At 68.7% G+C, this 22,736-nt stretch carries 20 protein-coding genes and 2 pseudogenes; 16 read left to right on the top strand and 6 right to left on the bottom strand.

Annotated elements, in window-relative coordinates:
- Positions 1–14: 14 nt before the first annotated feature.
- Complete coding sequence (gene lplT, locus IDM45_RS13215; RefSeq protein ID WP_209423273.1) at positions 15–1,292, bottom strand: lysophospholipid transporter LplT; 1,278 nt, start codon at positions 1,290–1,292, stop codon at positions 15–17.
- A 140-nt stretch (positions 1,293–1,432) separates the two neighbouring features.
- Here lplT and alr point away from each other — a divergent pair.
- From alr to IDM45_RS13160, 11 genes and pseudogenes are all read left to right on the top strand, one after another.
- Positions 1,433–2,532, top strand: a pseudogene (gene alr / locus IDM45_RS13210) (alanine racemase).
- Positions 2,533–2,554: 22 nt separating this feature from the next.
- A complete protein-coding gene (locus IDM45_RS13205; RefSeq protein WP_209423272.1) occupies positions 2,555–3,442 on the top strand; it encodes a hypothetical protein in 888 nt (295 codons plus the stop codon).
- Positions 3,443–3,593: 151 nt separating this feature from the next.
- Positions 3,594–4,613 carry a cytochrome-c peroxidase gene (locus IDM45_RS13200; RefSeq protein ID WP_209423271.1) on the top strand — a complete coding sequence of 340 codons (1,020 nt, stop codon included), beginning with the start codon at positions 3,594–3,596 and terminating at the stop codon, positions 4,611–4,613.
- 551 nt (positions 4,614–5,164) lie between these two features.
- A complete protein-coding gene (locus tag IDM45_RS13195) occupies positions 5,165–5,938 on the top strand; it encodes an SDR family oxidoreductase (protein ID WP_209423270.1) in 774 nt (257 codons plus the stop codon).
- Between the two features lie 119 nt (positions 5,939–6,057).
- Positions 6,058–6,837: a TetR family transcriptional regulator gene (locus IDM45_RS13190; RefSeq protein ID WP_209423269.1), complete on the top strand. Its 780-nt coding sequence runs from the start codon at positions 6,058–6,060 to the stop codon at positions 6,835–6,837.
- Between the two features lie 11 nt (positions 6,838–6,848).
- Positions 6,849–8,507 carry an acyl-CoA carboxylase subunit beta gene (locus tag IDM45_RS13185; RefSeq protein ID WP_209423268.1) on the top strand — a complete coding sequence of 553 codons (1,659 nt, stop codon included), beginning with the start codon at positions 6,849–6,851 and terminating at the stop codon, positions 8,505–8,507.
- A gap of 64 nt (positions 8,508–8,571) precedes the next feature.
- Positions 8,572–9,743 (top strand): annotated as a pseudogene (locus IDM45_RS13180) (acyl-CoA dehydrogenase family protein).
- A gap of 334 nt (positions 9,744–10,077) precedes the next feature.
- The gene (locus tag IDM45_RS13175; RefSeq protein WP_209423266.1) at positions 10,078–11,715 is read left to right on the top strand and encodes an acetyl-CoA carboxylase biotin carboxylase subunit; all 1,638 of its coding nucleotides are present in this window, start codon (positions 10,078–10,080) and stop codon (positions 11,713–11,715) included.
- Complete coding sequence (locus IDM45_RS13170; protein ID WP_209423265.1) at positions 11,682–12,065, top strand: acyl-CoA carboxylase biotin carboxyl carrier protein subunit; 384 nt, start codon at positions 11,682–11,684, stop codon at positions 12,063–12,065. The genes IDM45_RS13175 and IDM45_RS13170 overlap by 34 nt, the downstream gene beginning before the upstream one ends.
- Before the next feature lie 67 nt (positions 12,066–12,132).
- A complete protein-coding gene (locus IDM45_RS13165; RefSeq protein WP_209423264.1) occupies positions 12,133–12,903 on the top strand; it encodes an enoyl-CoA hydratase-related protein in 771 nt (256 codons plus the stop codon).
- A gap of 242 nt (positions 12,904–13,145) precedes the next feature.
- The gene (locus IDM45_RS13160; protein WP_209423263.1) at positions 13,146–13,925 is read left to right on the top strand and encodes an IclR family transcriptional regulator; all 780 of its coding nucleotides are present in this window, start codon (positions 13,146–13,148) and stop codon (positions 13,923–13,925) included.
- A gap of 73 nt (positions 13,926–13,998) precedes the next feature.
- Here IDM45_RS13160 and IDM45_RS13155 read toward each other — a convergent pair whose 3' ends face one another.
- Genes IDM45_RS13155 through IDM45_RS13135 form a run of 5 tightly spaced genes read right to left on the bottom strand, consistent with a single transcriptional unit; the run spans position 13,999 to position 18,499 of the window.
- Positions 13,999–15,165, bottom strand: a complete 1,167-nt coding sequence (locus tag IDM45_RS13155; RefSeq protein WP_209423262.1) for an ABC transporter substrate-binding protein — start codon at positions 15,163–15,165, stop codon at positions 13,999–14,001.
- A 49-nt stretch (positions 15,166–15,214) separates the two neighbouring features.
- Entirely contained in the window at positions 15,215–15,922 is a 708-nt protein-coding gene (locus tag IDM45_RS13150) for an ABC transporter ATP-binding protein (RefSeq protein WP_209423260.1), read from the bottom strand.
- On the bottom strand, positions 15,909–16,673 hold the full coding sequence (locus IDM45_RS13145; protein WP_209423258.1) for an ABC transporter ATP-binding protein: 765 nt from the start codon (positions 16,671–16,673) through the stop codon (positions 15,909–15,911). Before IDM45_RS13145 ends, IDM45_RS13150 begins: the two co-directional genes overlap by 14 nt.
- Entirely contained in the window at positions 16,660–17,634 is a 975-nt protein-coding gene (locus IDM45_RS13140; protein ID WP_209423256.1) for a branched-chain amino acid ABC transporter permease, read from the bottom strand. The genes IDM45_RS13145 and IDM45_RS13140 overlap by 14 nt, the downstream gene beginning before the upstream one ends.
- 1 nt (position 17,635) lies before the next feature.
- The gene (locus IDM45_RS13135; protein ID WP_209423254.1) at positions 17,636–18,499 is read right to left on the bottom strand and encodes a branched-chain amino acid ABC transporter permease; all 864 of its coding nucleotides are present in this window, start codon (positions 18,497–18,499) and stop codon (positions 17,636–17,638) included.
- A gap of 304 nt (positions 18,500–18,803) precedes the next feature.
- On the opposite strand from IDM45_RS13135, the gene radA reads away from it, so the two are divergent.
- From radA to IDM45_RS13110, 5 genes are all read left to right on the top strand, one after another.
- Positions 18,804–20,186, top strand: a complete 1,383-nt coding sequence (gene radA / locus IDM45_RS13130; RefSeq protein WP_209424119.1) for a DNA repair protein RadA — start codon at positions 18,804–18,806, stop codon at positions 20,184–20,186.
- A gap of 62 nt (positions 20,187–20,248) precedes the next feature.
- Positions 20,249–20,659: a glycerate kinase gene (locus IDM45_RS13125; RefSeq protein WP_209423251.1), complete on the top strand. Its 411-nt coding sequence runs from the start codon at positions 20,249–20,251 to the stop codon at positions 20,657–20,659.
- A gap of 63 nt (positions 20,660–20,722) precedes the next feature.
- Positions 20,723–21,661 (top strand): branched-chain amino acid transaminase, encoded by a 939-nt coding sequence (locus IDM45_RS13120; protein ID WP_209423249.1) that lies wholly within the window; start codon positions 20,723–20,725, stop codon positions 21,659–21,661.
- A 5-nt stretch (positions 21,662–21,666) separates the two neighbouring features.
- On the top strand, positions 21,667–21,876 hold the full coding sequence (locus IDM45_RS13115) for a zinc-finger domain-containing protein (RefSeq protein ID WP_209423247.1): 210 nt from the start codon (positions 21,667–21,669) through the stop codon (positions 21,874–21,876).
- A gap of 18 nt (positions 21,877–21,894) precedes the next feature.
- On the top strand, positions 21,895–22,710 hold the full coding sequence (locus tag IDM45_RS13110; RefSeq protein ID WP_209423245.1) for a glycosyltransferase family 2 protein: 816 nt from the start codon (positions 21,895–21,897) through the stop codon (positions 22,708–22,710).
- The last annotated feature ends 26 nt before the right edge of the window (positions 22,711–22,736 follow it).

The following is a 22,736-nucleotide window of genomic DNA, read 5'->3' as shown; positions in this document are numbered from 1 at the left end:
TTTTGGAGAGGCGGTCAGTGCTGATCGCTGCGGGCGATGGCGAGCAGCTGCTCCATCTCCCGGGCGTGGCAGCGCAGGTTGTAGCGGTGCCAGCGCCCGATCAACCACATGACCACGGCCACCAGCAGGCCAAAGATGGTGATGGCGCCAAAGGCCGACAGGCCGAACCTGGTGGACAGGCTGTAGAACGCACCCATGCCCAGGATGGCCGCCTGCTCGTTGAAGTTCTGCACGGCGATGGAGCGGCCCGCGCCCATCAGGTTGTGCCCGCGGTGCTGCAGGAGCGCATTCATGGGCACGACCAGAAAGCCGCCCAGAGCGCCCAGGATGATCAGAAACGGTATCGCCAGCCAGATGCTGTGGATGACGTTCATCAGCATCACGAACACGCCCATGGCAATGCCCAGCGGGATGACGCGCGTGGCCGTGTCCAGCCTCATGCGGGTCGAGGCCAGGATGGCGCCTGCGGCAGTGCCGATGGCCACCACGCCGACCAGCGCCGAGGCCTGCGTCACGCCATAGCCCAGCGCGGCAGCGCTCCAGGCCAGCACGATGTAGCGCAGATTGCCCGACACGCCCCAGAACAGCGTGGTCGTGGACAGCGAGATCTGCCCCAGCCGGTCGCGCCACAGCCGGCCATTGCACGTCCAGAAATCGGGTAGCAGTGCCAGCGGGTTGCGCGGCATGGGGCGCAGTTCCACGTTGGTGCGCGGGATGCGCAGGTTGAACCAGGCCGCCAGGCCGTAGATGGGCACCAGGGCCATGATGGCGGACTCGGCGGGCAGGTCGATGCCGAAGTCGATCAGCGGAAAGTCCAGCGCCAGCAAGATGCCCGAGATGTGCGGCGCCACCAGCTGCCCGCCCAGCAGCACGCCCAGGATGATGGAGGCAATGGTCAGCCCCTCGATCCAGCCATTGGCCTGCACCAGTTGCGAGGCCGGCAGCAGCTCGGTCAGGATGCCGTACTTGGCGGGCGAATACGCCGCCGCGCCCAGGCCGACCACGGCATAGGCCAGCAGCGGGTGCGAGCCGTAGAGCATCATCAGGCAGCCGACCACCTTGATGGCGTTGCTGATGAACATGACGCGGCCCTTGGGCTGCGAGTCGGCAAAGGCGCCGACGAAAGGAGCCAGCACGACGTAGAACAGCGCGAACATCGGCACTAGCGCGGCGCGCTGCCACTCGGGCGCGCCGCTGGTACGCAGCAGCTCCACGGCGGTCACGAACAGGGCGTTGTCGGCCAGCGAGCTGAAAAACTGCGCCGACATGATGGTGTAGAAACCGCGCTTCATCGGGGGCGAGATGTGCCGTCGGCGTTGGCCGGCGGACCTTGAAAACTCCAGGCACTCCGGGGAGCGACGGGTGGTTATAGCACGGGGGTTGCGGCGTCAATGTGAGAATGCCCCCTCGCGACTCCCGTGCCCGACCTGCCATGCCGCGCCCCATTCACGCCACCATCCACCCGGCCGCCGTGCGCGCCAACCTGGAGCGCGCGCGCCGCGCCGCGCCCGACGCGCGCCTGTGGGCCGTGGTCAAGGCCGATGCCTACGGCCACGGCATCGAGCGCGTCTGGGACGCCGTGCGTGCCGCCGACGGCATCGCGCTGCTGGATCTGGCCGAGGCGCAGCGCGTGCGCCAGCTCGGCTGGCGCTGCCCCATCCTGCTGCTGGAGGGCGTGTTCGAGCCGCGCGACCTGGAGCTGTGCTCGCGCCTGTCGCTGTGGCATGTGGTGCATTGCGACGCGCAGATCGACTGGCTGTCGGCGCACAAGACGCACGCGCCGCACCGGGTGTTCCTGAAGATGAACTCGGGCATGAACCGCCTGGGTTTTGCGCCCGGGCGCTTTCGGGCCGCCTTTGCCCGGCTGTCGGCCTTGCCGCAGGTGGACGAGATCTCGCTGATGACGCATTTCTCCGACGCCGACGGCGCGCGCGGCATTGCCCATCAGCTGGCGGCGTTCCAGGGCGCCAGCCAGGATCTGCCGGGCGAACGCAGCATTTGCAACAGCGCGGCGCTGCTGCGCCACGGCCTGCAGGCCGGCGTGCGCCTGGACTGGGTGCGCGCCGGCATCGCGCTGTATGGCAGCGCGCCCGACCACCCCGAGCGCACGGCGCAGGAGTGGCAGTTGCAGCCGGCCATGACGCTGGCCTCGCGCCTGATCGGCGTGCAGCAGCTGAACGCCGGCGACACCGTGGGCTACGGCTCGCGCTTCGTCGCGCCTGAGCCGATGAGCATCGGCGTGGTCGCCTGCGGCTATGCCGACGGCTACCCGCGCCATGCGCCCAGCGGCACGCCGGTGCTGGTCGATGGCGTGCGCACGCGCCTGGTCGGGCGCATCAGCATGGATATGCTGACCGTGGATCTGACCCCGTGCCCGGCGCCGGCATCGGCAGCGCCGTCACGCTGTGGGGCCGTGGCCCGGGCGGCGCCCTGCTGCCCATCGACGAGGTGGCGCAGGCGGCCGGCACTATCGGCTACGAGCTGATGTGCGCCCTGGCGCCGCGCGTGCCGGTGAGCGTCGAGGGCGACTGAAAGCGCCAACGCACAACGCCCCATGCCCCGCAGCACCCGGCCAGACTCCCCCGGGCCACGCTCGAACTGGCGCCGGCTGCAGGCGCGCCAGCGTGCGCCGCTGGCCGACGGTTTGCAGCGGCGCCATGCGCTGCGCCTGCATGGCCTGCTCATCGGCAGCTTCACGCTGGTGCTGATGTGGAGCAGCGCGCACGTGCTGCGCACGCTGGGCGTGCAGTCGCTGGCGCTGCGCTACCTGCTCACGCTGGGCGCGGGCTATCTGGCCTATCTGCTGGTGCTGCGCCTGTGGGCCGGCTGGCTGGTGCGCCGCCCGGATCGGTGGGGGCGCGGCGGCGACGCCTGGCTCGATGGCGGCTGGCCGGTAGGCGACGGGCGCGCCGGCGGCAGTGCAGGCGGTAGTGCGGGGAGCGGCTCCTGGGGCAGCGGTGGCGGCGGACGCTTTGCCGGCGGCGGGGCCAGCGGGCAGTTCGACAGCGCCGGGGCAGCGCAGGTCGGTCTGTTCGACGGCGGCAGTGGCCTGGAGGCGGGTGGCGGCAGCCTGGGCGATGCCGCCGGCGGGGCGCTGGAGGCGGTGTCCGGCGTGGACGAGGGCGCGGTGGTCATCGTGCCGGTGCTGGCCATCTTCCTGCTGGGCGCAGCGCTGCTGACGGGCGCCGGCACCCTGGCCTGGCTGTATTTCAGCTCCGAGGTGCTGCTGGCGGTGGCCGTGGAGCTGGCGTTCTCGGTGGCGGCGGCGCGCGCCGCCATGGGCGCCGAGCGCGCCGGCTGGCTGGGCGCCGCCGTGCGCCTGACCTGGAAGCCGCTGCTGGGCGCCACCCTGTGCGCCGCCGTGCTGGGCGCGGCGCTGCAGCACTTCCTGCCCGAGGCGCAGTCCCTGCCGCACGCCGTGCGCCTGCTGCGCGGGCGCTGAAAAAGGCAGGGCCGAAGGGCGGCAAAGACCCTGTTGAAAAAATAGTCTTGCTTTGCCTCAAGTCAAAGTGCAGCCCAGGGTATTCCCGAAGAATGGGGTTGCAGCGGCCTCGTTGCCCTGCACCCATACAACGATACGAGTGGAGTGCCCCATGCGAGATAAACCCCTGTTCAAGTCCCCCGTCCTGCGCTTGGTGCTGGGCGCCGTGTCCGCCGCCGCCATGCTGGCCTTGGCCCCGGCGCGCGCTGCCGAGCCGGTGCAGCCCATCGAGCCGGCCCGAAACGTCAACGCTGCCCAGGCCGAGCTGGGCAAGAAGCTGTGGTTCGACCCGCGCCTGTCGCGCTCGGGCTTCATCTCGTGCAACTCCTGCCACAACCTGAGCATGGGCGGCTCGGACAACCTCAAGACCTCCATCGGCCACAACTGGCAAAAAGGGCCGATCAACTCGCCCACGGTGCTCAACTCCAGCCTGAACATGGCGCAGTTCTGGGACGGCCGCGCCAAGGATTTGCGCGAGCAGGCCGGCGGGCCGATCGCCAACCCGGGCGAGATGGCCTTCACCCATGACCTGGCGCTGGACATGCTGCGCTCCATCCCGCAGTACGTGGCCGAGTTCAAGCAGGTCTTCGGCCACGACAAGCTGACCATCAACGAAGTGACCACGGCCATCGCCGCTTTCGAGGAAACCCTGGTCACGCCCAATGCGCGCTTCGACAAATGGCTCAAGGGCGACAAGCAGGCCATCAACGCGCAGGAGCTGCGCGGCTACGAGCTGTTCAAGGGCTCGGGCTGCGTGGCCTGCCACAACGGCCCCAACCTGGGCGGTACCTCGTTCCAGAAGATGGGCCTGGTCGAGCCTTACCAGACCGACAACCCGGCGGAAGGCCGCTACGCCGTGACCAAGAACGACGCCGAGCGCTTCAACTTCAAGGTGCCGACGCTGCGCAACGTCGAGCTGACCTACCCCTACTTCCACGACGGCGCCGCCGATACGCTGGCCCAGGCCGTGGACACCATGGGCCGCATCCAGCTCGGGCGCAAGTTCAGCGAGCAGGAAAACGCTGACATCGTGGCCTTCCTGAAGACGCTGACCGGCGAGCAGCCCCAGATCGTGCTGCCCATCCTGCCGCCGTCCAGCGACAAGACCAAGCGCCCCCAGCCGTTCGACTGAGGCACAAGGGCTGAGCGGCGCAGCTGCCGCCGCGCTGCACCATGAAGGCCGGGCCTGCTGCGGGCGCCGGCTTTTTTCGTGGGTGCATCAGCCGCAGAGAATCAACCTGTTGCTATATTTGTAGTAGCTGTCAGCGCTTGCTGGTAAAGGGTTTGAGGCACTTTTCGTATAAATACCGAGTCTGGCCTGCGCTGGTGCTGGTGCTGGTGCTGGTGCCGCCGTGGCCGAAGGGCTGGGCACGGGCGGCGCCGTGGGCTGCAGCGGCTTGTCCGCCGGGCGCGGATCGCAGGCCGCCAGCGCCGCGCACAGCAGCAAGCAGGCGGCGAGGGCACGGCGGGCAGGTGGTGGAGCGGTGGTTGCAGGCATGGACGGCAGGGCGCAAAGGGCAGGGTGGCAGGGCGGGCGCCGCCCATGCTAGGACGCACCCGGCGCTGCGTGGGTAGGAGGGCGGCGCACCAGGCGGCCCCAGTTGCCGACATGACAGCGCCGCCGTGCGCAAGCCGCTACCTTGGGCGCTGCACTTTCCCAAACCCCGCAAGGAGACAGCACCCATGAGCGTGAAAGCATTGTTCGACCTGACCGGCCAAGTGGCCCTGATCACCGGAGGCTCGCGTGGCCTGGGCCTGCAGATGGCCGAGGCCTTGGGCGAGATGGGCGCGCGCCTGGCCATCGTGGCGCGCAAGGCCGATGAGCTGGAGCAGGCGCGCCAGCACCTGCAGGGCCTGGGCCATGAGGTCGAGGCCTTCGTGGCCGATCTGCAGCACTTCGATGCCATCCCCGCCCTGGTGGACGGCGTGCTGGCGAGGTTCGGCACCATCGACATCCTGCTCAACAACGCCGGCGCCACCTGGGGCGCCAAGGCCGAGGACTACCCCGACGAGGCCTGGCACAAGGTCATGAACCTGAACGTCTCGGCGCCGTTTTTCCTGACGCGCGAGGTCGCCCGCCGGGTGATGATCCCGCGTGGCCAGGGCAAGGTCATCATCACCGCCTCGGTGGCCGCCTTCAAGGGCACGCCGCCGGGGATGCACACGGTGGCCTACAACACCTCCAAGGCCGCAGCAGTGCATCTGGCGCGCACCCTGGCCTCGGAATGGGGGCCTTACGGCATCCGCGTCAACGCCATTTGCCCGGGCTTTTTCCCCAGCAAGATGGCCGACGGCCTGATCGGCAAGATCGGCGAAGCCGTCATCGCCCGCGCACCGCTGCGGCGCATCGGCGGCGCGGACGATCTCAAGGGCGCCGTGGTCTATCTGGCCTCGGATGCCTCGCGCCACATGACCGGGCAGGCGCTGGTGCTGGATGGCGGCGCCAGCCTGCTGTGAAGCGGCTGCGCCGGTGACGCCAGGGCTGTGGTGCGCACCGCCCTGCCGATATACTGGTTTACCCCAATAATTCAAGCAACCGCTTGATTGATTGATTGGCCTGGGTGACACTGCCGGCTATGCCAGCAGCACGACCCCAGCCAGCACCGCCTCCGGCCAGCGCCGGCGGCGATGACGCCGCCGCCCACCCCGGGCACGGCGCCCCAGCGCCGCAGCGGCGCAGCCGCTCCGCACGCAGCAGCGAAGGCAGCAGCCGGCGCTCCGAGCTGATTGCCATTGCCGCGCGCAGCTTCCGCGTCAAGGGCTTCGATGCCACCACCACGCGCGACATCGCCAGCGCCAGCGGTATGCAAAGCGGCTCGCCCTTCTATCACTTCAAGAGCAAGGGTGAACTGCTGTTCGCCGTGATGGAAGAGGGCATGTTGGCCGCCCTGGCCAGCCAGCAGCAGGCGCTGGATGCGCTGGCGCAGCCGGCTTCTGCCGAGCAGCGCATCCACGCCCTGGCGCTGCACCATTTGCACGTGCTGCTGACGCCGGGCAACGATTTCATTGCCGTGATGCTGTACGAGCAGCGCGCCCTGAGCGCGCACGAGCGCCGGCGCATCGACGACCTCAAGAACGACTACGAGCGCGCCTGGGCGCAGGCCTTGCAGGAGCTGGCCGAGCAGGGCCGGCTGCGCGCGCCGGCCTCGTTGGTGCGGCTGATGTTCTTTGGCGCGCTGCATGGCACGCTGACCTGGTACGACCCGGCGCAGACGCTGTCGCTGCCCGAGCTGGCCGCGCAGTTCACTGCCGTGTTCGTGCCCCCGGCTGGCACGGCCAACCCGATCCCTTCCCCAACCACCGGCCCAGCCTGCGCGCCAGCCCCGGCTGGCCGCACCCCGCGCAAGCGCACCTGACCCTTTTGTCCATGACCGCCTCCCTTCCCGTCTCTCCCTTCCCGCTGTTCGAGTCGCGCTGGAATGGCCAGTCCACCCAGGCCCTGGAGCGCCGGGCCGCCATGCTGGCACGCCTGGACGAGTGGCGCGCCCTGCAGGAGCGCGCTGCCCAGGCCTCGCTGCGCTCGCTGCCGGCCTTCGAGCGGCGCGGCCAGCTGCTGCCGCGCCAGCGCATCGCTCTGCTGCTCGATGCAGGCCGGCCCTGGCTGGAGCTGTCGGCCCTGGCCGGCTACGGCGCCGACACCGACGACCTGGATAAATCCGTGCCCGGCGGCGGCGTGCTGGCCGGCATAGGCTGGATCAGCGGCGTGCGCTGCATGGTGGTGGCCAACGACTCGGGCATCAACGCCGGTGCCATCCAGGCCATGGGCGGCGAAAAAATCCTGCGCGCGCAGGAGATCGCCCTGCAAAACAGGTTGCCTTTCGTCTTCCTGGTCGAGAGCGCCGGTGCTGACCTGATGCGCTACCGCGTCGAGGGCTTCGTGCTGGGCGGGGCGCTGTTTCGCAACCTGGCGCGGCTGTCGGCGGCGGGCAACCCCATCGTGACCATCCAGCACGGCTCGGGCACGGCGGGCGGCGCCTACATGCCTGGCCTGTCGGACGTGGTCATCATGGTCAAGGGCCGCTCGCGCGCTTTCCTGGCCGGGCCGCCGCTGCTCAAGGCCGCTACCGGCGAGATCGCCACCGAGGAAGAACTCGGCGGCGCCGAGATGCATTGCCAGGTCAGCGGCCTGGGCGAATACCTGGCCGAGGGCGACCGCGACGCCATCGGCATCGCCCGCCAGGCGGTGGCCGCGCTGGGCTGGAGCGAGAGCGCAGCCGCCGACACCGACCCAGCCCCGCCGCGCTACAGCCAGGACGAGCTGCTGGGCCTGTTCGCACAGGACTTGCGCCAGCCGGTGGACATGCGCGAGGTCATGGCCCGGCTGGCCGATCGCTCCGAGCTGCTCGAATTCAAGCCCGACTACGGCGCTGCCACGCTGTGCGTGCAGGCGCGCATCCATGGCCGGGTGGTGGGTTTCATCAGCAACAACGGCCCCATCGACGTGGCCGGCGCCAACAAGGCCACGCACTTCATCCAGTGGATGTGCAAGCTCGGCCAGCCGCTGATCTACCTGCAGAACACCACGGGCTACATGGTCGGCAAGGACAGCGAGCAGGCCGGCATGATCAAGCACGGCTCCAAGATGATCCAGGCGGTGACCAATGCCGCGCGCCTGATCCCGCAGATCACCATCCAGTGCGGCGCCAGTTTCGGCGCTGGCAACTACGGCATGTGCGGGCGCGCCTTCGAGCCGCGCTTCCTGTTCGCTTGGCCGAACGCGCGCACGGCGGTCATGGGCGGCGAGCAGGCCGCGCAGACCATGCGCACCGTGGCCGAGGGCGGCCTGGCGCGCAAGGGCGTGGCAATCACCGATGCCATGCGCGCCCAGCTCGACGCCCAGGCGGCGGCCATCGTGGACAACTTCGAGCGCCAGGCCGATGTGTTCTACACCAGCGGCCAGATGCTCGACGACGGCGTGATCGACCCGCGCGACACGCGCGCCGTGCTGGCGCAGTGCCTGGCGGTCTGCACCGATGGCGATGCGCGCCAGGTGCGCCCGCTGCAATTCGGCCTGCCGCGCATGTGACGCCGGCGCCACAACCCCAATTTTCTTCCCTCACCCGAACCGGACAAGACCGCAGGAGACCCTCATGGAATGGAGCCACGAACACCTGGAAATCCAGCGCACCCTCAAGCGCTACGTCGAAGACCACATCAATCCGCATGTGGACGAGTGGGAGCGCGCCGGCATCTTCCCGGCGCATGAGGTCTTCAAGGGCCTGGGCAATCTGGGCCTGCTGGGCCTGACCAAGCCCGAAGCCTTTGGCGGCGCCGGCCTGGACTACTCCTACGGCGTGGCCATGGCCGAGGCGCTGCACCACATCCCCTGCGGCGGCATCCCCATGGCGATTGGCGTGCAGACCGACATGTGTACGCCGGCGCTGGCGCGCTTTGGCAGCGATGAGTTGCGCCATGAATTCCTGGCCCCGGCCATTGCCGGCGACATGGTGGGCTGCATCGGCGTGTCCGAGCCAGGCTCGGGCAGTGACGTGTCCTCGGTGCGCACCTTTGCCAGAAAGGAGGGCGGCGACTACGTCATCCGCGGCGAGAAGATGTGGATCACCAACAGCCTGCAGGCCGACTGGATGTGCATGTTGGCCAACACCAGCGAGCCGGTGGGCGGCAACATGCACCACAACAAGAGCCTGATCATGGTGCGCCTGCGCGAGAACGGACGCCTGCTGCCTGGCATCACGGCGCACAAGATCGAGAAGATCGGGATGCACGCGAGCGACACCGGCCACCTGTTCTTCGACGACGTGCGCGTGCCGCAGCGCAACCTGATCGGCCAGGAGGGCAAGGGCTTCATCTACCAGATGCAGCAGTTTCAGGAGGAGCGCCTGTGGGCGGCGGCCTCCGCCTGGCCCGATCTGCGCTCGCTGATCGACCAGACCATCGAATACGCCCAGCAGCGCCAGATGTTCGGTGGCTACCTGTCGGACATGCAGTGGTTCCAGTTCAAGATGGGCGAACTCGCCACCGAGGTGGAGGCCCTGCGCGCCATGCTGTACCGCGCCTGCGAGCGCTACGTGGCCGGCAAGGATGTGCTGGAGCTGGCCACCATGGCCAAGCTCAAGGCCGGGCGCACCAGCCGCGTGGTAGCCGACACCTGCCTGCAGTTCTGGGGGGCATGGGCTTTACCTGGGACAACCGCATCTCGCGCGCCTACCGCGATGGCCGGCTGGGCTCGATCGGCGGCGGCGCCGACGAAGTCATGCTGGGCATCCTGGCCAAGACCATGGGCATCGCACGCAAGCCATGAAACGCATCCTTATTGCCAATCGCGGCGTTCATGCCGCAGGCATGGCGAAGCAGATTGCCCGAGCACGCGCAGCGTGCGGGCGGGCGATCGAGCCGCGAGGGCACACCGCATGAAAAAAATTCTGATTGCCAATCGCGGCGTTCATGCCGCAGGCATGGCGAAGCAGATTGCCCGAGCACGCGCAGCGTGCGGGCGGGCGATCGAGCCGCGAGGGCACACCGCATGAAAAAATTCTGATTGCCAATCGCGGCGTTCATGCCGCAGGCATGGCGAAGCAGATTGCCCGAGCACGCGCAGCGTGCGGGCGGGCGATCGAGCCGCGAGGGCACACCGTATGAAAAAAATTCTGATTGCCAATCGCGGCGAGATCGCCCGCCGGATCATCCACACTGCCCACGCCATGGGCATAGAGACCGTCGCGGTCTATTCCGACCCGGATCGGGAGGCGCTGCACGTGCGCGAGGCGACGACCTCGTTTGCCCTGGGCGGCACCACCTCCGCCGAGAGCTATCTGCGCATCGAGCGGCTGCTGGCGGCGGCGCGCGCCACCGGGGCCGACGCGGTGCATCCGGGCTATGGTTTTCTGAGCGAGAACGCCGAATTCGCCCAGGCCGTGCAGCAGGCCGGCCTGGCCTGGATCGGCCCGCCGCCGGATGCCATCCGGGCCCTGGGCGACAAGGCCGGCGCCAAGGCGCTGGCGCGGCAGGCGGGCGTGCCCTGCCTGAGCGGCTACGACGGCGAGGATCAGTCCGAAGAACTGCTGGTGCGCCAGGCGCAGCAGATCGGCTACCCGGTCATGGTCAAGGCCGTGGCTGGCGGCGGCGGGCGCGGTATGCGCCTGGTCAGCCAGCCGGGGCAGTTGATCGAGGCCGTGCGCAGCGCCAAGTCCGAAGCGCTGGCGGCCTTCGGCTCGGATCGTGTGCTGCTGGAGCGCGCCCTGACGGCGCCGCGCCACGTCGAGGTGCAGGTCTTTGCCGACCAGCACGGCCACTGCATCCACCTGGGCGAGCGCGACTGCTCGGTGCAGCGGCGCAACCAGAAGATCATCGAGGAGGCGCCCAGCCCGGCGGTTGACGCGGCCATGCGCGCGCGCATGGGCCAGTGCGCCGTGCAACTGGCCCAGGCGGCGGGCTACCAGGGCGCCGGCACGGTGGAGTTTCTGGTCGAGGGCGGCGAGTTCTTCCTGATGGAGATGAACACCCGGCTGCAGGTCGAGCACCCGGTGACCGAGGCGCTCACTGGCCTGGATCTGGTCGAGTGGCAGATCCGCGTGGCGCGCGGCGAGCCGCTGCCGCTCGCGCAGGGTGAGGTGCGCCTGCACGGCCACGCCATCGAGGTGCGCCTGTGCGCCGAGGACGAGAACTTCGTGCCCTGCGCCGGCAGCGTGGCGCTGTTTGCCGCGCCGGCGGCCAGCCAGTTTTGCACCAGGCCGCTGGGTGCCGGGCCGGTGCTGCGCTTCGACCATGCGCTGCAGGCCGGCATGGCGGTGACGCCGTACTACGACTCCATGCTGGGCAAGCTGATCGTGCACGCAGCCGACCGCGCCAGCGCCATCGACGCCCTGGCACGGGCGCTGCGCGAGGTCTATGTGCTGGGCCTGCCGACCAACCGGGCCTTTCTGGCAGCCTGCCTGGAGCACCCCGTTTTCCGCGCCGGCGCTGCGCTGGTGCCCTTCCTGCAGACCGCTGCCGACCCCATCCGCGAGGGGCTGGCCGAGGCCGAGGGCGCGGCCCTGGTGCCGGCAGTGCTGGCTACGCAGCTGCAGGGACTGGATGCGCGCGCCCTGCTGGCGTGCCCGCTGGAGCGCCCGCTGCGCGTGCGCCACCGGGGCGCCGAGCGGCTGCTGGGCCTGGCCTTGGGTGCCGGGCAGCAGCTGTGCGTGCGCGATGGCGACGGCCTGCAGGACTGGGCCTGGAGCGGCGGGCCGCCAGCCAGGGCGTGGTGCGCCTGCGCCAGGACGGTGCCGAGCTGAGCGTGCGCGCCGCACCCGGCGAGGTGGCCGACCAGTGGCATGTGCAGACCGGCAGCGGCGCCGAGCTGTGGCTGGAGGACACCAGCATCCGCCCGGCGCAGGGCCGTGGCGCCGCTCAGGCCGCCACTGAGCTGCGCGCGCCCTTCAATGGCCGCGTCATCCGCGTGGCCGCCGAGGCTGGCCAGGTGCTGGCCGCCGACGACACGGCCGTGGTCATCGACTCCATGAAGCTGGAGCACAGCTTGAGCACCGGCGCGCGGGTGCGTGTCGAGGAAGTGCTGGCCGAGCCAGGCCAGCAGGTGGCGCGCGGCCAGTTGCTGCTGCGCCTGGCGCCGGCCAGCGACGGCTGAGGGGAAGGCTGGGTGCTTTGCGCCCTGCGGTTTGCGTTGTGCGTTTTGTGTTGGAGAAAGAGGCACCGTGGAGCAAGATCAGGAACTGCTGCAGCAGCGCGAAGGCAACGTGCTGCACCTGCACATCAACCGGCCCGAGCGGCGCAACGCCATGAGCGCCGCCGTTGTCGAGGGCCTGGCCCAGGCTATCCAGGGCGCACGCGCGGATCGCCAGCTGCGTGCCATCGTCATCCGGGGCGCGGGCGAAGCGGCGTTCTGCGCCGGCGCCGACTTGCAGACCGGCAAGTCCTTCCAGTTCGACTTTTCCCAGCCGCAGCTGGCCTTTGCCGATCTGCTGCGCGCCGCGCGGGCCTGCCATGTGCCGCTGGTGGCCTATGTCAACGGTGCCTGCATGGCCGGCGGCATGGGCATCCTGGCCATGTGCGACCTGGCCATTGCCGTGCCGCACGCGCGCTTTGGCCTGCCCGAGGTGCGCGTGGGCGTGTTCCCGGCGCAGGTGCTGGCGGTGCTGCAGCCACTGCTGCCGCCGCGTGTGCTGAACGATCTGTGCCTGACCGGGCGCCACATCGATGCCGAGCGCGCGCTGGCGCTCAACCTCATCAACGAGATCGACCACGACGGCCAGGCGTTGCAGCGGCTGCTGGCCGAGCTGCAGGCCGTTTCGGGCACGGCGCAGCGGCGCGGCCTGTACACGCTCAAGCACGCCCAGGGCCTGGGCTTCGAGCCGGCCATGGCCTTCACCGAGAGCCAGATCGGCCTGTTCGCCCAGACCGAGGACGCGCGCGAGGGCCAGGCGGCTTTCCGCGAAAAACGCCCGCCGGCCTGGACGGGGCGCTGAACGGGCAGGGAGAGGGAGGCGAAGACAGGAGCATCATGCTTCCTGAATCGCTTCTTTATTAATAGCTGACATCGCTTGATGGGCAAGGGTTTTGGGTCGATTTGACCTAAATTACAGGCGGTTCAGGGGCGGGTTGCGGGCGTGGTACGCTGGCTGGCGTGAAGCCTGCCCCCGCCTCTGTCTCTGCCCTCGCCTCTGACCCGAAGTGCCGCCCCGGCCACCCTGCGGCCCCGCCCTTCAACGTGGCCGAAGCTGACGACCGCCGCTTCGTCACCGCCCTGGCGCGCGGGCTGGAAGTGCTGTCGTGCTTTCGCTCTGGCGAAAAGCTGCTGGGCAATCAGGAGATCGCGGCGCGCTGCGGCCTGCCCAAGTCCACCGTATCCCGGCTGACCTTCACCCTCACCGCGCTGGGCTATCTGCACCACCTGCCCGAGGAGGGCAAATACCGCCTGGGCACGGCCACCCTGGCGCTGGGCAGCGCCATGCTGTCGGGTCTGGATGTGCGCCGGCTGGCCCGGCCCCTGATGGCGAAGTTGTCGGCACTGCTGCAGTGCGAGGTGGCGCTGGCCACGCGCGACCGGCACAACATGGTCTATATCGAGCACAGCCCGTGCCCGCAGCCCATCGTCTCCAACCTGGGCATTGGCGTGCGCCTGCCGCTGGCCACCACGGCCATTGGCCGCGCCTGGCTGGCCGCCAGCCCGGCGCATGAGCGCCAGCAGGCGCTGGACTATCTGCGTCGCCACGCCCCCGAGCAGTGGCAGGCCGTGCAGCCGGAGCTGGCGCACTGGCCGACGACGGTCGGCGGGGTGCGCCCCTGGATATGCCACTCCTTTGGCGCGTGGCAAAGCGATGTCAATGCCATCGCCCTGGCATTTGCGCCTGGGCGCGGCCTGCCGCTCATGGCCATCAGCTGCGGCGGCCCGAGCCGGCTGGTGTCTGCAGAACTGCTGCTGCGCCGGGGTCGGCCCGAGCTGGAGCGGCTGGTGCGCCGGCTGCAGCAGCTCATCCAGCGCGCCTGAGGGGCTGGCCCCGGGTGGTTGGGCGCGGTGCGCCGTGCGCTCGGCGCACCGCGCATCACGCACAACGTCTCCCTCACTGGGCCGTTTCGATGGCCAGGATCTTGCCGTCCTTGACGGCTGCGCCGCGCACCTGGGTGATGGTGCCGCCGCGCTCGTCCACGCCCTTGATCTCGCCTGGGTTGGCTGCCGGCGTCAGGGACTTGAAGGCCGCGTCCAGCTTGGCCTGGATGGCTGCAGCGTCGCTGGTCGTGCCGGCCAGCTGCATGGCCTTGATGGTGGCGTGGATGGTGGTGTAGTTCCACTGCGCTTCCGAACCCGGCGTGCGGCCTGGATAGATCTTGCCGAAGCGCTCGACGAAGGCCTTCATCTCCGGGCGCGCGTCCTCGATCACCGGCATCACGCCCATGGCGCCTTCCAGCATGGCGTAGCCGCCCAGCACGCGCGCCATCTCATCGAGCTTGGCCTGATCCATGATGATGAAGCCGCCCTTGAAACCCAGCTCGCGCGCCTGCTTGACCACCAGGGCCGTGGGCTCGGAGGCGCCGCCGATGAACATCACGTCGGGCTTGTCGGCCAGCGCCTTGCTCACGCCGCTGTAGAAGTCCGTGGCGCGGTTGTAGCTCATGGGATTTTCCGCAACCACGCTGCCGCCGAGCTTTTCCCAGCCGGGCTTGAAGGCTGCGGCCCAGGCCTTGGCGTAGTCGTGGTCGGCGCCCACCATGGCCACCTTCTTGCCGAAGCGCTCGATCTCGTATTTGGAGAACGGCTCGATGTAGCCGGTGTACTCGGGCGGGATGCGCAGCGTCAGCTTGTTGCCCTTGGCGGTGATCTGCGGCACCGAGCTGTAGGCCAGCACGATGAAGTTGCTGCGCTCGTTGGTGGTCTGCAGCGCAAAGATGCCGCCCGAGTGCGGCACCAAGATGGCTGCCGTCTTGTGCTGCTGCACCAGGCGCTGGGCGTTGATGGCGGTCTCGGACGGGTTGTATTTGTCGTCCAGGGCGACGATCTCGAACTTGACCTTCTTGCCGGCCACCTCGGGGCTGGCGGCGTTGATCTCGGCCACGGCCATCTGCATGCCGTCCAGGACGTTCTTGCCGTATTGCGCAGCGCCGCCCGACAGCGGGCCGGAGTAGCCGATCTTGACCACTTCCTGGGCCAGGGCCGGCCCGGCCATCAGGGTGGCGCTGGCCAGGGCCAGGGCATTCAACTGGCGGCGGCTGAGGCGGGAAAGGGCGTGCATGAAAGTCTCCTTGTGGATGGGCGAAAGAGGAAAGGGAAAAAAAGGGGGGTCAGGCGCCGATGTAGGCGCGGCGGATGGAGTCGTCGGCCAGCAGCTCGGCGGGTGTTCCCTCGCGCACGATGCGGCCACTCTCCAGCACATAGGCGCGGTGGGCGATCTTCAGCGCGGCATAGGCGTTTTGCTCGGCCAGCAGCACGGTGGTGCCGCCCTGGTTGATGCGCTGGATGACCTCGAACATCTGCTTGATGACCAGCGGCGCCAGGCCCAGCGAGGGCTCGTCGAGCAGCAGCGCCCGGGGCCGGCCCATCATGGCGCGGCCTATGGCCACCATCTGCTGCTGCCCGCCCGACAGCGAGCCGGCGGGGTCGTGCTGCTTCTGGCGCAGGATGGGAAACAGCTCCAGCACCTCCTCCAGGATCTGCTGGCTGGGGCCAGGGTCGCGCCGGTGGGCATAGGCGCCCAGCTCCAGGTTCTTGCGCACGCTCATCTGCGGGAATAGCTTGCGCCCCTCGGGGCACTGCACCATGCCGGCCTGCACGATGGCCGAGGGCTTCTTGCCGATCAGCTCCTGGCCCTGCCAGGCGATGGAGCCGCCGGCGGCGCGGTGGATGCCGCTGGCCGTGAGAAACAGCGAGCTCTTGCCCGCGCCGTTGGCGCCCAGCAGCACCACCAGCTCGCCCTGCTGGGCGTGCAGGCTGACCTCGTCGAGCGCCAGAAAGCTGCCGTAGCGCAGCGACACCTTGTCAAATTTCAGCATGGTCGCTCCCCAGGTAGGCGTCGATCACCGCCGGGTTGCGCTGGATCTGTGCCGGCGTGCCCTCGGCGATCTTCTCGCCGTAGCTGAGCACCAGGATCTTGTCGGCCAGGCTCATGATCATGCCCATCTTGTGTTCGATCAGCGCCACCGTCAGGCCGTGGCGCACCATCTTGCGGATCAGCTCGGCCAGGCCGTCGGTCTCCTCGGGGTTGACGCCGCCGGCGGGCTCGTCGAGCAGCAGCAGCTTGGGCTGGGTGGCCAGCGCCAGGGCGAAGGCCACGCGCTTGCGCTCTTCCTGGCTGATGTCGCCGGCCATGCGCTGGGCGACGTGCGACAGGCCCACGAAGTCCAGCGCCTCGCGCGCCTTCTCGCGGCACACCCGCTCTTCCTCGCGCAGCCGGCTGGAGCCGCGCAGCACGTCCCACAGGCCCGAGTGCGTGCGCAGCCGGTGGCCGACGATCAGGTTGTCCAGCACGCTGGAGCGATCGAACAGCGCCGTGGTCTGGAAGGTGCGGGCGATGCCCAGGCGCGCCACCTGGTCGGGGCGCAGCGAGGTCACGTCCTGCCCGTTGAAGGTGATGGTGCCGCTGGTGGGCCGGTGCGTGGAGCTGATGAGGTTGAAGAACGTCGTCTTGCCGGCGCCGTTGGGGCCGATGATGGCGTTGATCTTGCCCTCTTCGATGACGGTGGAGACGTCGTTGACGGCGGCCAGGCCGCCGAATTTCTTGGTCAGGCGGTCAATTTTCAGCATGGGAGCCTCCCTTGAGGGCGTCCTGGCGCGCGCGCCACTGCAGGAAGCTGCCGACCACGCCATAGGGCAGGAAGATCACCAGCGCCACCAGGATGGGGCCGAAGACGATGAAGCGGTACTCCTGCAGGAACTGCAGCGACTGCGTGATCCACGGCATCCCGATGGAGCCCAGCAGCGGCCCCAGCACCGTGCCCAAGCCGCCGACCATGGCGAAGATCATCATGTCGAAGGTGTGGTGTACGCCGGCCATGTCCGGGCCGATGAAGCGCACGAAGCCGGCGTACAGGCCGCCGGCGATGCCGGCGTAGAACACGCTGAGCATGAAGGCCAGCACCTTGTTGCGCATCAGGTTGATGCCCAGCGCTTCGGCCAGCTCGTCGCTGTTGCGGATGGCGATGAAGGTGCGCCCCAGCAGCGACTTGACGATGCGCCGCATGGCCCACACCAGCACCACCAGAAAGCACAGCACGAAGTAGTACAGGCGCAGCGGCGTGTCGAAGGTGAGGCTGCCGATGGCCTCGGGCTCGGGGATGCCCATGATGCCTACCGTGCCGTGGGTCAGGCTGTCCCACTTCTCGATCACCAGGAACATGATGTAGCCCACGCACAGTGTGAAGATCGAGAAGTAGTGGCCCTTCAGGCGCAGCGACACCAGGCCGATGCCGTAGCCCAGCACCACGCACACCAGGCCGGACATGGGCAGCGCTGCCCAGAACGTCCAGCCGTGATCGACGGTCAGGATGCCCACGGTGTAGGCACCGGTGGCCATGAAGCCGGCGTGCGCCAGGTTGAGCTGGCCGGTGTAGCCGGTGATCAGGTTCAGCCCCAGCGTGGCGATGGCGAAGATGTAGGCCGTGCTCATCACCGTCAGGTGGTAGTCGTTGCCGGCCACCCAGGGGAAGGCGATGGCCGCCGCCAGCAGTAGCCCCCAGGCCAGGCGGCTGTCCAGGAATGCGTTCATGTCAGCGCCCCCTCTTGGCAAACAGGCCCTCGGGGCGCATGGACAGGATGACCACCAGCAGCACGAAGGCAATGATGTCCTTGTAGTCGGTGGAGATGTAGTAGGCGCCGAAGCTCTCGGCAAAGCCGATGATCAGCCCGCCCAGCACCGCGCCGGGGATGCTGCCCATGCCGCCCAGGATGATGATCACGAAGGCCTTGGTGATGACCAGGTGCCCCATGGCCGGATAGACCAGGTTGATGGGCGCATACAGCGCGGCGGCCACGGCGGCCAGCGCGCCGGAGATGGCAAACGTCATCATCGCCACCCGGTTGGCGTCGATGCCCACCAGCGAGGCACCCTCGCGGTTTTGCGCCATGGCGACGATGGTCGAGCCGGTGATGGTGCGCGTCAGGAACAGGTGCAGCGCCACCATCAGCGCAAAGGCGGCAGCGATGATCAGCAGGCGCTGCGCCGGCACGGTGACCGAGCCGAGCTCCACCAGGCTGGTGTAGGGCGTGGGCATGCGCTGGAAGTCCGCGCCCCACAGCGCCTGGGCGCCGGCCTCCAGGAACAGCAGCAGGCCGATGGAGGCGATCTTGGGGTGCAGCGGCGAGGCGTTGCGCAGCGGGTTGAAGACCAGCCGCTCGCTGAGCAGGCCCAGCACCGCCACCGCCACCGCCGCCAGCAGCATGGCCGCCCAGTAGCCCCAGCTCCAGGCCACCATGGCCTGGAAGGCGACAAAGGCGCCGATCATGTAGAAGCCCCCGTGGGCGAAGTTGGGCACGTGCAGGATGCCGTACACCAGGGTCAGGCCCAGCGCCACCAGGCCGTAGATGCCGCCCAGGGTCAGGCCGTTGAGCAGTTGCTGGAAGAAAACGTCCATCACGCCCCCGTCCTGTGGGGCCGCAGCGCGCTGCTGGCCGTCGAGCCGTATTTCATTGCGAAGTCTCCTTGCAGTTGGCTGCTGCCGGTCTGGCCCGGGCCTGTCGGGTGTTTGTCAGGCTCATGTCAGATTTCCGTCAGCGCTTTCAGCTTATGGCGGCAAACACCAGCGACAAGCTGCAAGTTCTGCACAGCGGAACACTTAGGGGAAACCCTGCGGAAAAACGGGGGTGCCGAGTTACCTAGATGACAGGGCGCCCACCCTGGCGCGGGGCCGGCACGTGCCTCGCTATAGTCAGCAGGCGATGGCCAAGGAAAAAACCCTCTACACCTGCACCGAGTGCGCCGCCACCAGTCCGCGCTGGCTGGGCAAGTGCCCTGGCTGCGGCGCCTGGAACACCCTGATCGAGACCGTCGCCGACAGCCCGGGCGGCGGCAGGAACCGCCTGAGCACGCCGCAATACGCCGGTCTGGCGCAGGCGCAGGCCGTGATGCCGCTCTCCAGCATCGAGGCCACCGAAGTGGCGCGCACGGCCAGCGGCATCGAGGAGCTCGACCGCGTGCTGGGCGGCGGTGTGGTCGAGGGCGGCGTGGTGCTGATCGGCGGCGATCCGGGCATTGGCAAGTCCACCTTGCTGCTGCAGGCCATGGACGCGCTGCAGCGCGCTGGCCTGCCGACGCTGTACGTCACCGGCGAGGAAAGTGGCGCGCAGGTGGCGCTGCGCTCGCGCCGGCTGGGGCTGGAGGCCAGCGCCGTCAACGTGCTGGCCGAGATCCAGCTGGAAAAGATCCTGGCCACGGTGCAGGCCACGCAGCCGGCGGTGTGCGTGATCGACTCCATCCAGACCATGTACTCGGATCAGCTGACCAGCGCCCCCGGCAGCGTGGCCCAGGTGCGCGAGTGCGCGGCGCACCTGACGCGCCTGGCCAAGGCCACCGGCATTGCCGTGATCCTGGTCGGCCATGTGACCAAGGAAGGCGCCATTGCCGGCCCGCGCGTACTGGAGCACATGGTCGATACGGTGCTGTACTTCGAGGGCGACACGCATAGCAGCTTTCGCCTGGTGCGCGCCATCAAGAACCGTTTTGGCGCCGTCAACGAGATCGGCGTCTTCGCCATGACCGAGCGTGGCCTGCGCGGCGTGTCCAACCCCAGCGCCATCTTCCTGTCCCAGCACAGCGAGCCGGTGCCCGGCTCGTGCGTGCTGGTCACGCTGGAGGGCACGCGGCCCATGCTGGTGGAGATCCAGGCGCTGGTGGACAGCGGCGGCCCCAGTCCCCGGCGCCTGTCGGTGGGCCTGGAGCGCGACCGCCTGGCCATGCTGCTGGCGGTGCTGCACCGCCATGCCGGCATCGCCTCGGCAGATCAGGATGTGTTCGTCAACGCCGTCGGCGGCGTGCGCATCAGCGAGCCGGCAGCCGATTTGGCGGTGCTGCTGGCCATCACCAGCAGCCTGCGCGCGCGCGCCCTGCCCAAGGGCTTCATCGCCTTTGGCGAGGTCGGCCTGGCCGGCGAAGTGCGGCCCGCGCCGCGCGGCCAGGAGCGCCTGAAGGAAGCCGCCAAGCTGGGCTTCACCGTCGCCGTCGTGCCCAAGGCCAATGCCCCGAAAAAACCCATCGCCGGCCTGGCCATCCATGCCGTGGAGCGCGTCGAGGAGGCCATGCAGGTGGTGCGCGGGCTGGAATGACGCCCGGCTCTACGCAACATCCGCAGTCCTGCCGACCGGCGGCTGCCCGGACAATCGGCGCCATGAGCACCCGATTGCGCAACCTCGCCATCCCTGTCGTCATCATCGCCCTGCTGCTGGCCGGCTGGCAGTCCATGCGCTGGCAGGGTGTGCTGGCAGTCGGCGGCGGCCTGCTGCTGTGGGCGTTGCTGCACTTCACGCGCCTGATGAACGTGATGCACAAGGCCGCCCGCAACCCCATCGGCCACGTCGGCAGCGCCGTCATGCTCAATGCCCGGCTGCGGCCCGGCGTCAATCTGATGCACGTCGTGGCGCTGACGCGCGCGCTGGGCCGGCAGCTGTCCGCCGAAGGGCAGGAGCCGGAAATCTACGCCTGGACGGATGCGGGCGGCGCGCAGGTGTGCTGCGAGTTCGTGCAGGGCCGGCTGGTGCGCTGGCAGCTTGAGCGGCCCAGTGCTGCAGCCGGAACGTAAAATCGCCGGTTTCGCGGCCCGGCCCGCATTGTTTACCTCATCCCCGAGTGTCAAAGGATTCCCATGAGCCCTGTTGTTCCTTCGCTGGCCGACCGTGACGGCAAGATCTGGATGGATGGCCAGTTGGTGGACTGGCGCGATGCCAAGATCCATGTGCTGACCCACACGCTGCACTACGGCTGCGGCGCCTTCGAGGGCGTGCGCGCCTACGACACCGTCGATGGCACGGCCATCTTCCGCCTGCAAGAGCACACCGACCGGCTGTTCAACAGCGCCAAGATCCTGCGTATGCAGATGCCGTTCTCCAAGGACGAGGTCAACGAGGCGCAAAAGGCCGTGGTGCGCGCCAACAACCTGCAGTCGTGCTATTTGCGTCCGCTGGTGTGGATCGGCTCGGAAAAGCTCGGCGTCTCGCCCAAGGGCAACCGCATCCACGTCATGGTGGCCGCCTGGGCCTGGGGCGCCTACCTGGGCGAAGAGGGCATGAAGCGCGGCATCCGCGTCAAGACCAGCAGCTACACGCGCCACCACGTCAACATCACCATGACGCAGGCCAAGGCAGTGTCCAACTACAGCAACTCCATCCTGGCCAACATGGAAGCGCTGGACGACGGCTACGACGAGGCGCTCTTGCTGGACGCCTCGGGCTTTGTCTCCGAGGGCGCGGGCGAGAACATCTTCGTCGTCAAGGACGGGCGCATCTACACGCCCGACCTGTCGGCTGGCGCGCTCAACGGCATCACGCGCAATACGGTGTTTCACATTGCCGAGGATCTGGGCCTGGAGATCGTGCAAAAGCGCATCACGCGCGATGAGGTCTACATCGCCGACGAGGCGTTTTTCACCGGCACGGCTGCCGAGGTCACGCCGATCCGCGAACTCGACCGGGTGCAGATCGGGGCCGGCCAGCGCGGCCCGATCACGGAAAAGGTGCAGGCCGCCTTCTTCGATATCGTGAACGGCCGCAACCCGAAATACGCCCACTGGCTGACCAAGGTCTGAATGCCATGAGCCAAGAAACTGTCGTCGAACTGCTGGCGCGCGATCTGCTACGCGGCAATGGCGTGCATTGCCCCAACCCCCAGGCCGACATGAAGCTGTGGAACACCCATCCGCGCATCTATCTGGAGCTGGGCCACGCCGGCGAGACCAAGTGCCCGTACTGCGGCACGGTCTATCGGCTCAAGGCCGGTGAAGTGGTCGCTGGCGGGCACTGAGACACAGAAAGGCAGGTCATGGAGCAGGCTGCAGGGGGCGCAGCAGCGCCGCCCACGCTGACCGTGGCCGTGCTGACCTATAACGAGGCACAGCGCATCGGCGAGTGCCTGGCCAGCGCCGCCTTTGCCGATCAGCTGCTGGTGGTGGACAGCGGCAGCGACGATGACACCGTGGCCATCGCGCGCCGCCTGGGTGCCGAAGTCCACAGCCACCCCGACTGGCAGGGCTTTGCCGTGCAGCGCAACCGCCTGCTGCAGCACGCGCGCGGCGACTACATCTTCTTTCTCGATGCCGACGAGGTCATGACGCCGGCCTTTGCCCAGGAGCTGCGTGCCATCGTGCAATCAGGCGCCCAGGGCGTGTGGACGATCCGCTGGCGCATGGTGGCTTTTGGCAGCGAGTTGCGCTGGTTTCGCGCGCAGACGCGCATCGAGCGGCTGTTCGTGCGCCGGCTGGTCAGCCGCTTTTCCGGCGCCGTGCATGAGCAGGCCGAGCTGCTGCCTCTGGCGGACGGCACGCCGCCGCCGCGCCGGCACATGCGCGCGCGGCTGCTGCACTACTCGCGCAACACCGTGCGCGGCAGCCTGCAAAAGCTGACCCAGTACGTGATGCTGGGCGCCGCCAAGAGGAGCGAGCGCGGCAAGCGCGGCGGGGTGCTGCGCGGCCTGGCCTCGGGCACCTCCATGTTCGTGCGGCTGTATGTGCTGCAGCTGGGCTTTCTGTGCGGCGGGGCGGGCTTTCTGTACTGCCTGTTCGTCGCGCTGGAGGGCTTTTTCCGCTACGCGGCGCTGCACTACGACAGGGACAGCCTGACCGAACGGGTGATCCGCTGATGGCGCGGTATCCGGCTTCTGGCGCT

It is taken from the genome of Melaminivora jejuensis (assembly GCF_017811175.1).
Lineage (GTDB): Bacteria > Pseudomonadota > Gammaproteobacteria > Burkholderiales > Burkholderiaceae_C > Melaminivora > Melaminivora jejuensis.
This window is presented reverse-complemented; position numbering and strand designations above follow the sequence as displayed.

Bases quoted from the DNA above. Each gene is read 5' to 3' on its own strand.
- IDM45_RS13135 (WP_209423254.1), bottom strand. From the start codon at position 18,499: ATGGACGTTTTCTTCCAGCAACTGCTCAACGGCCTGACCCTGGGCGGC.
- IDM45_RS13150 (WP_209423260.1), bottom strand. From the start codon at position 15,922: ATGCTGAAATTTGACAAGGTGTCGCTGCGCTACGGCAGCTTTCTGGCG.
- IDM45_RS13120 (WP_209423249.1), top strand. From the start codon at position 20,723: ATGAGCCCTGTTGTTCCTTCGCTGGCCGACCGTGACGGCAAGATCTGG.
- IDM45_RS13145 (WP_209423258.1), bottom strand. From the start codon at position 16,673: ATGCTGAAAATTGACCGCCTGACCAAGAAATTCGGCGGCCTGGCCGCC.
- IDM45_RS13125 (WP_209423251.1), top strand. From the start codon at position 20,249: ATGAGCACCCGATTGCGCAACCTCGCCATCCCTGTCGTCATCATCGCC.
- IDM45_RS13205 (WP_209423272.1), top strand. From the start codon at position 2,555: ATGCCCCGCAGCACCCGGCCAGACTCCCCCGGGCCACGCTCGAACTGG.
- IDM45_RS13190 (WP_209423269.1), top strand. From the start codon at position 6,058: ATGCCAGCAGCACGACCCCAGCCAGCACCGCCTCCGGCCAGCGCCGGC.
- IDM45_RS13185 (WP_209423268.1), top strand. From the start codon at position 6,849: ATGACCGCCTCCCTTCCCGTCTCTCCCTTCCCGCTGTTCGAGTCGCGC.
- IDM45_RS13115 (WP_209423247.1), top strand. From the start codon at position 21,667: ATGAGCCAAGAAACTGTCGTCGAACTGCTGGCGCGCGATCTGCTACGC.
- IDM45_RS13195 (WP_209423270.1), top strand. From the start codon at position 5,165: ATGAGCGTGAAAGCATTGTTCGACCTGACCGGCCAAGTGGCCCTGATC.
- lplT (WP_209423273.1), bottom strand. From the start codon at position 1,292: ATGAAGCGCGGTTTCTACACCATCATGTCGGCGCAGTTTTTCAGCTCG.
- radA (WP_209424119.1), top strand. From the start codon at position 18,804: ATGGCCAAGGAAAAAACCCTCTACACCTGCACCGAGTGCGCCGCCACC.
- IDM45_RS13110 (WP_209423245.1), top strand. From the start codon at position 21,895: ATGGAGCAGGCTGCAGGGGGCGCAGCAGCGCCGCCCACGCTGACCGTG.
- IDM45_RS13200 (WP_209423271.1), top strand. From the start codon at position 3,594: ATGCGAGATAAACCCCTGTTCAAGTCCCCCGTCCTGCGCTTGGTGCTG.
- IDM45_RS13140 (WP_209423256.1), bottom strand. From the start codon at position 17,634: ATGAACGCATTCCTGGACAGCCGCCTGGCCTGGGGGCTACTGCTGGCG.
- IDM45_RS13155 (WP_209423262.1), bottom strand. From the start codon at position 15,165: ATGCACGCCCTTTCCCGCCTCAGCCGCCGCCAGTTGAATGCCCTGGCC.
- IDM45_RS13175 (WP_209423266.1), top strand. From the start codon at position 10,078: ATGAAAAAAATTCTGATTGCCAATCGCGGCGAGATCGCCCGCCGGATC.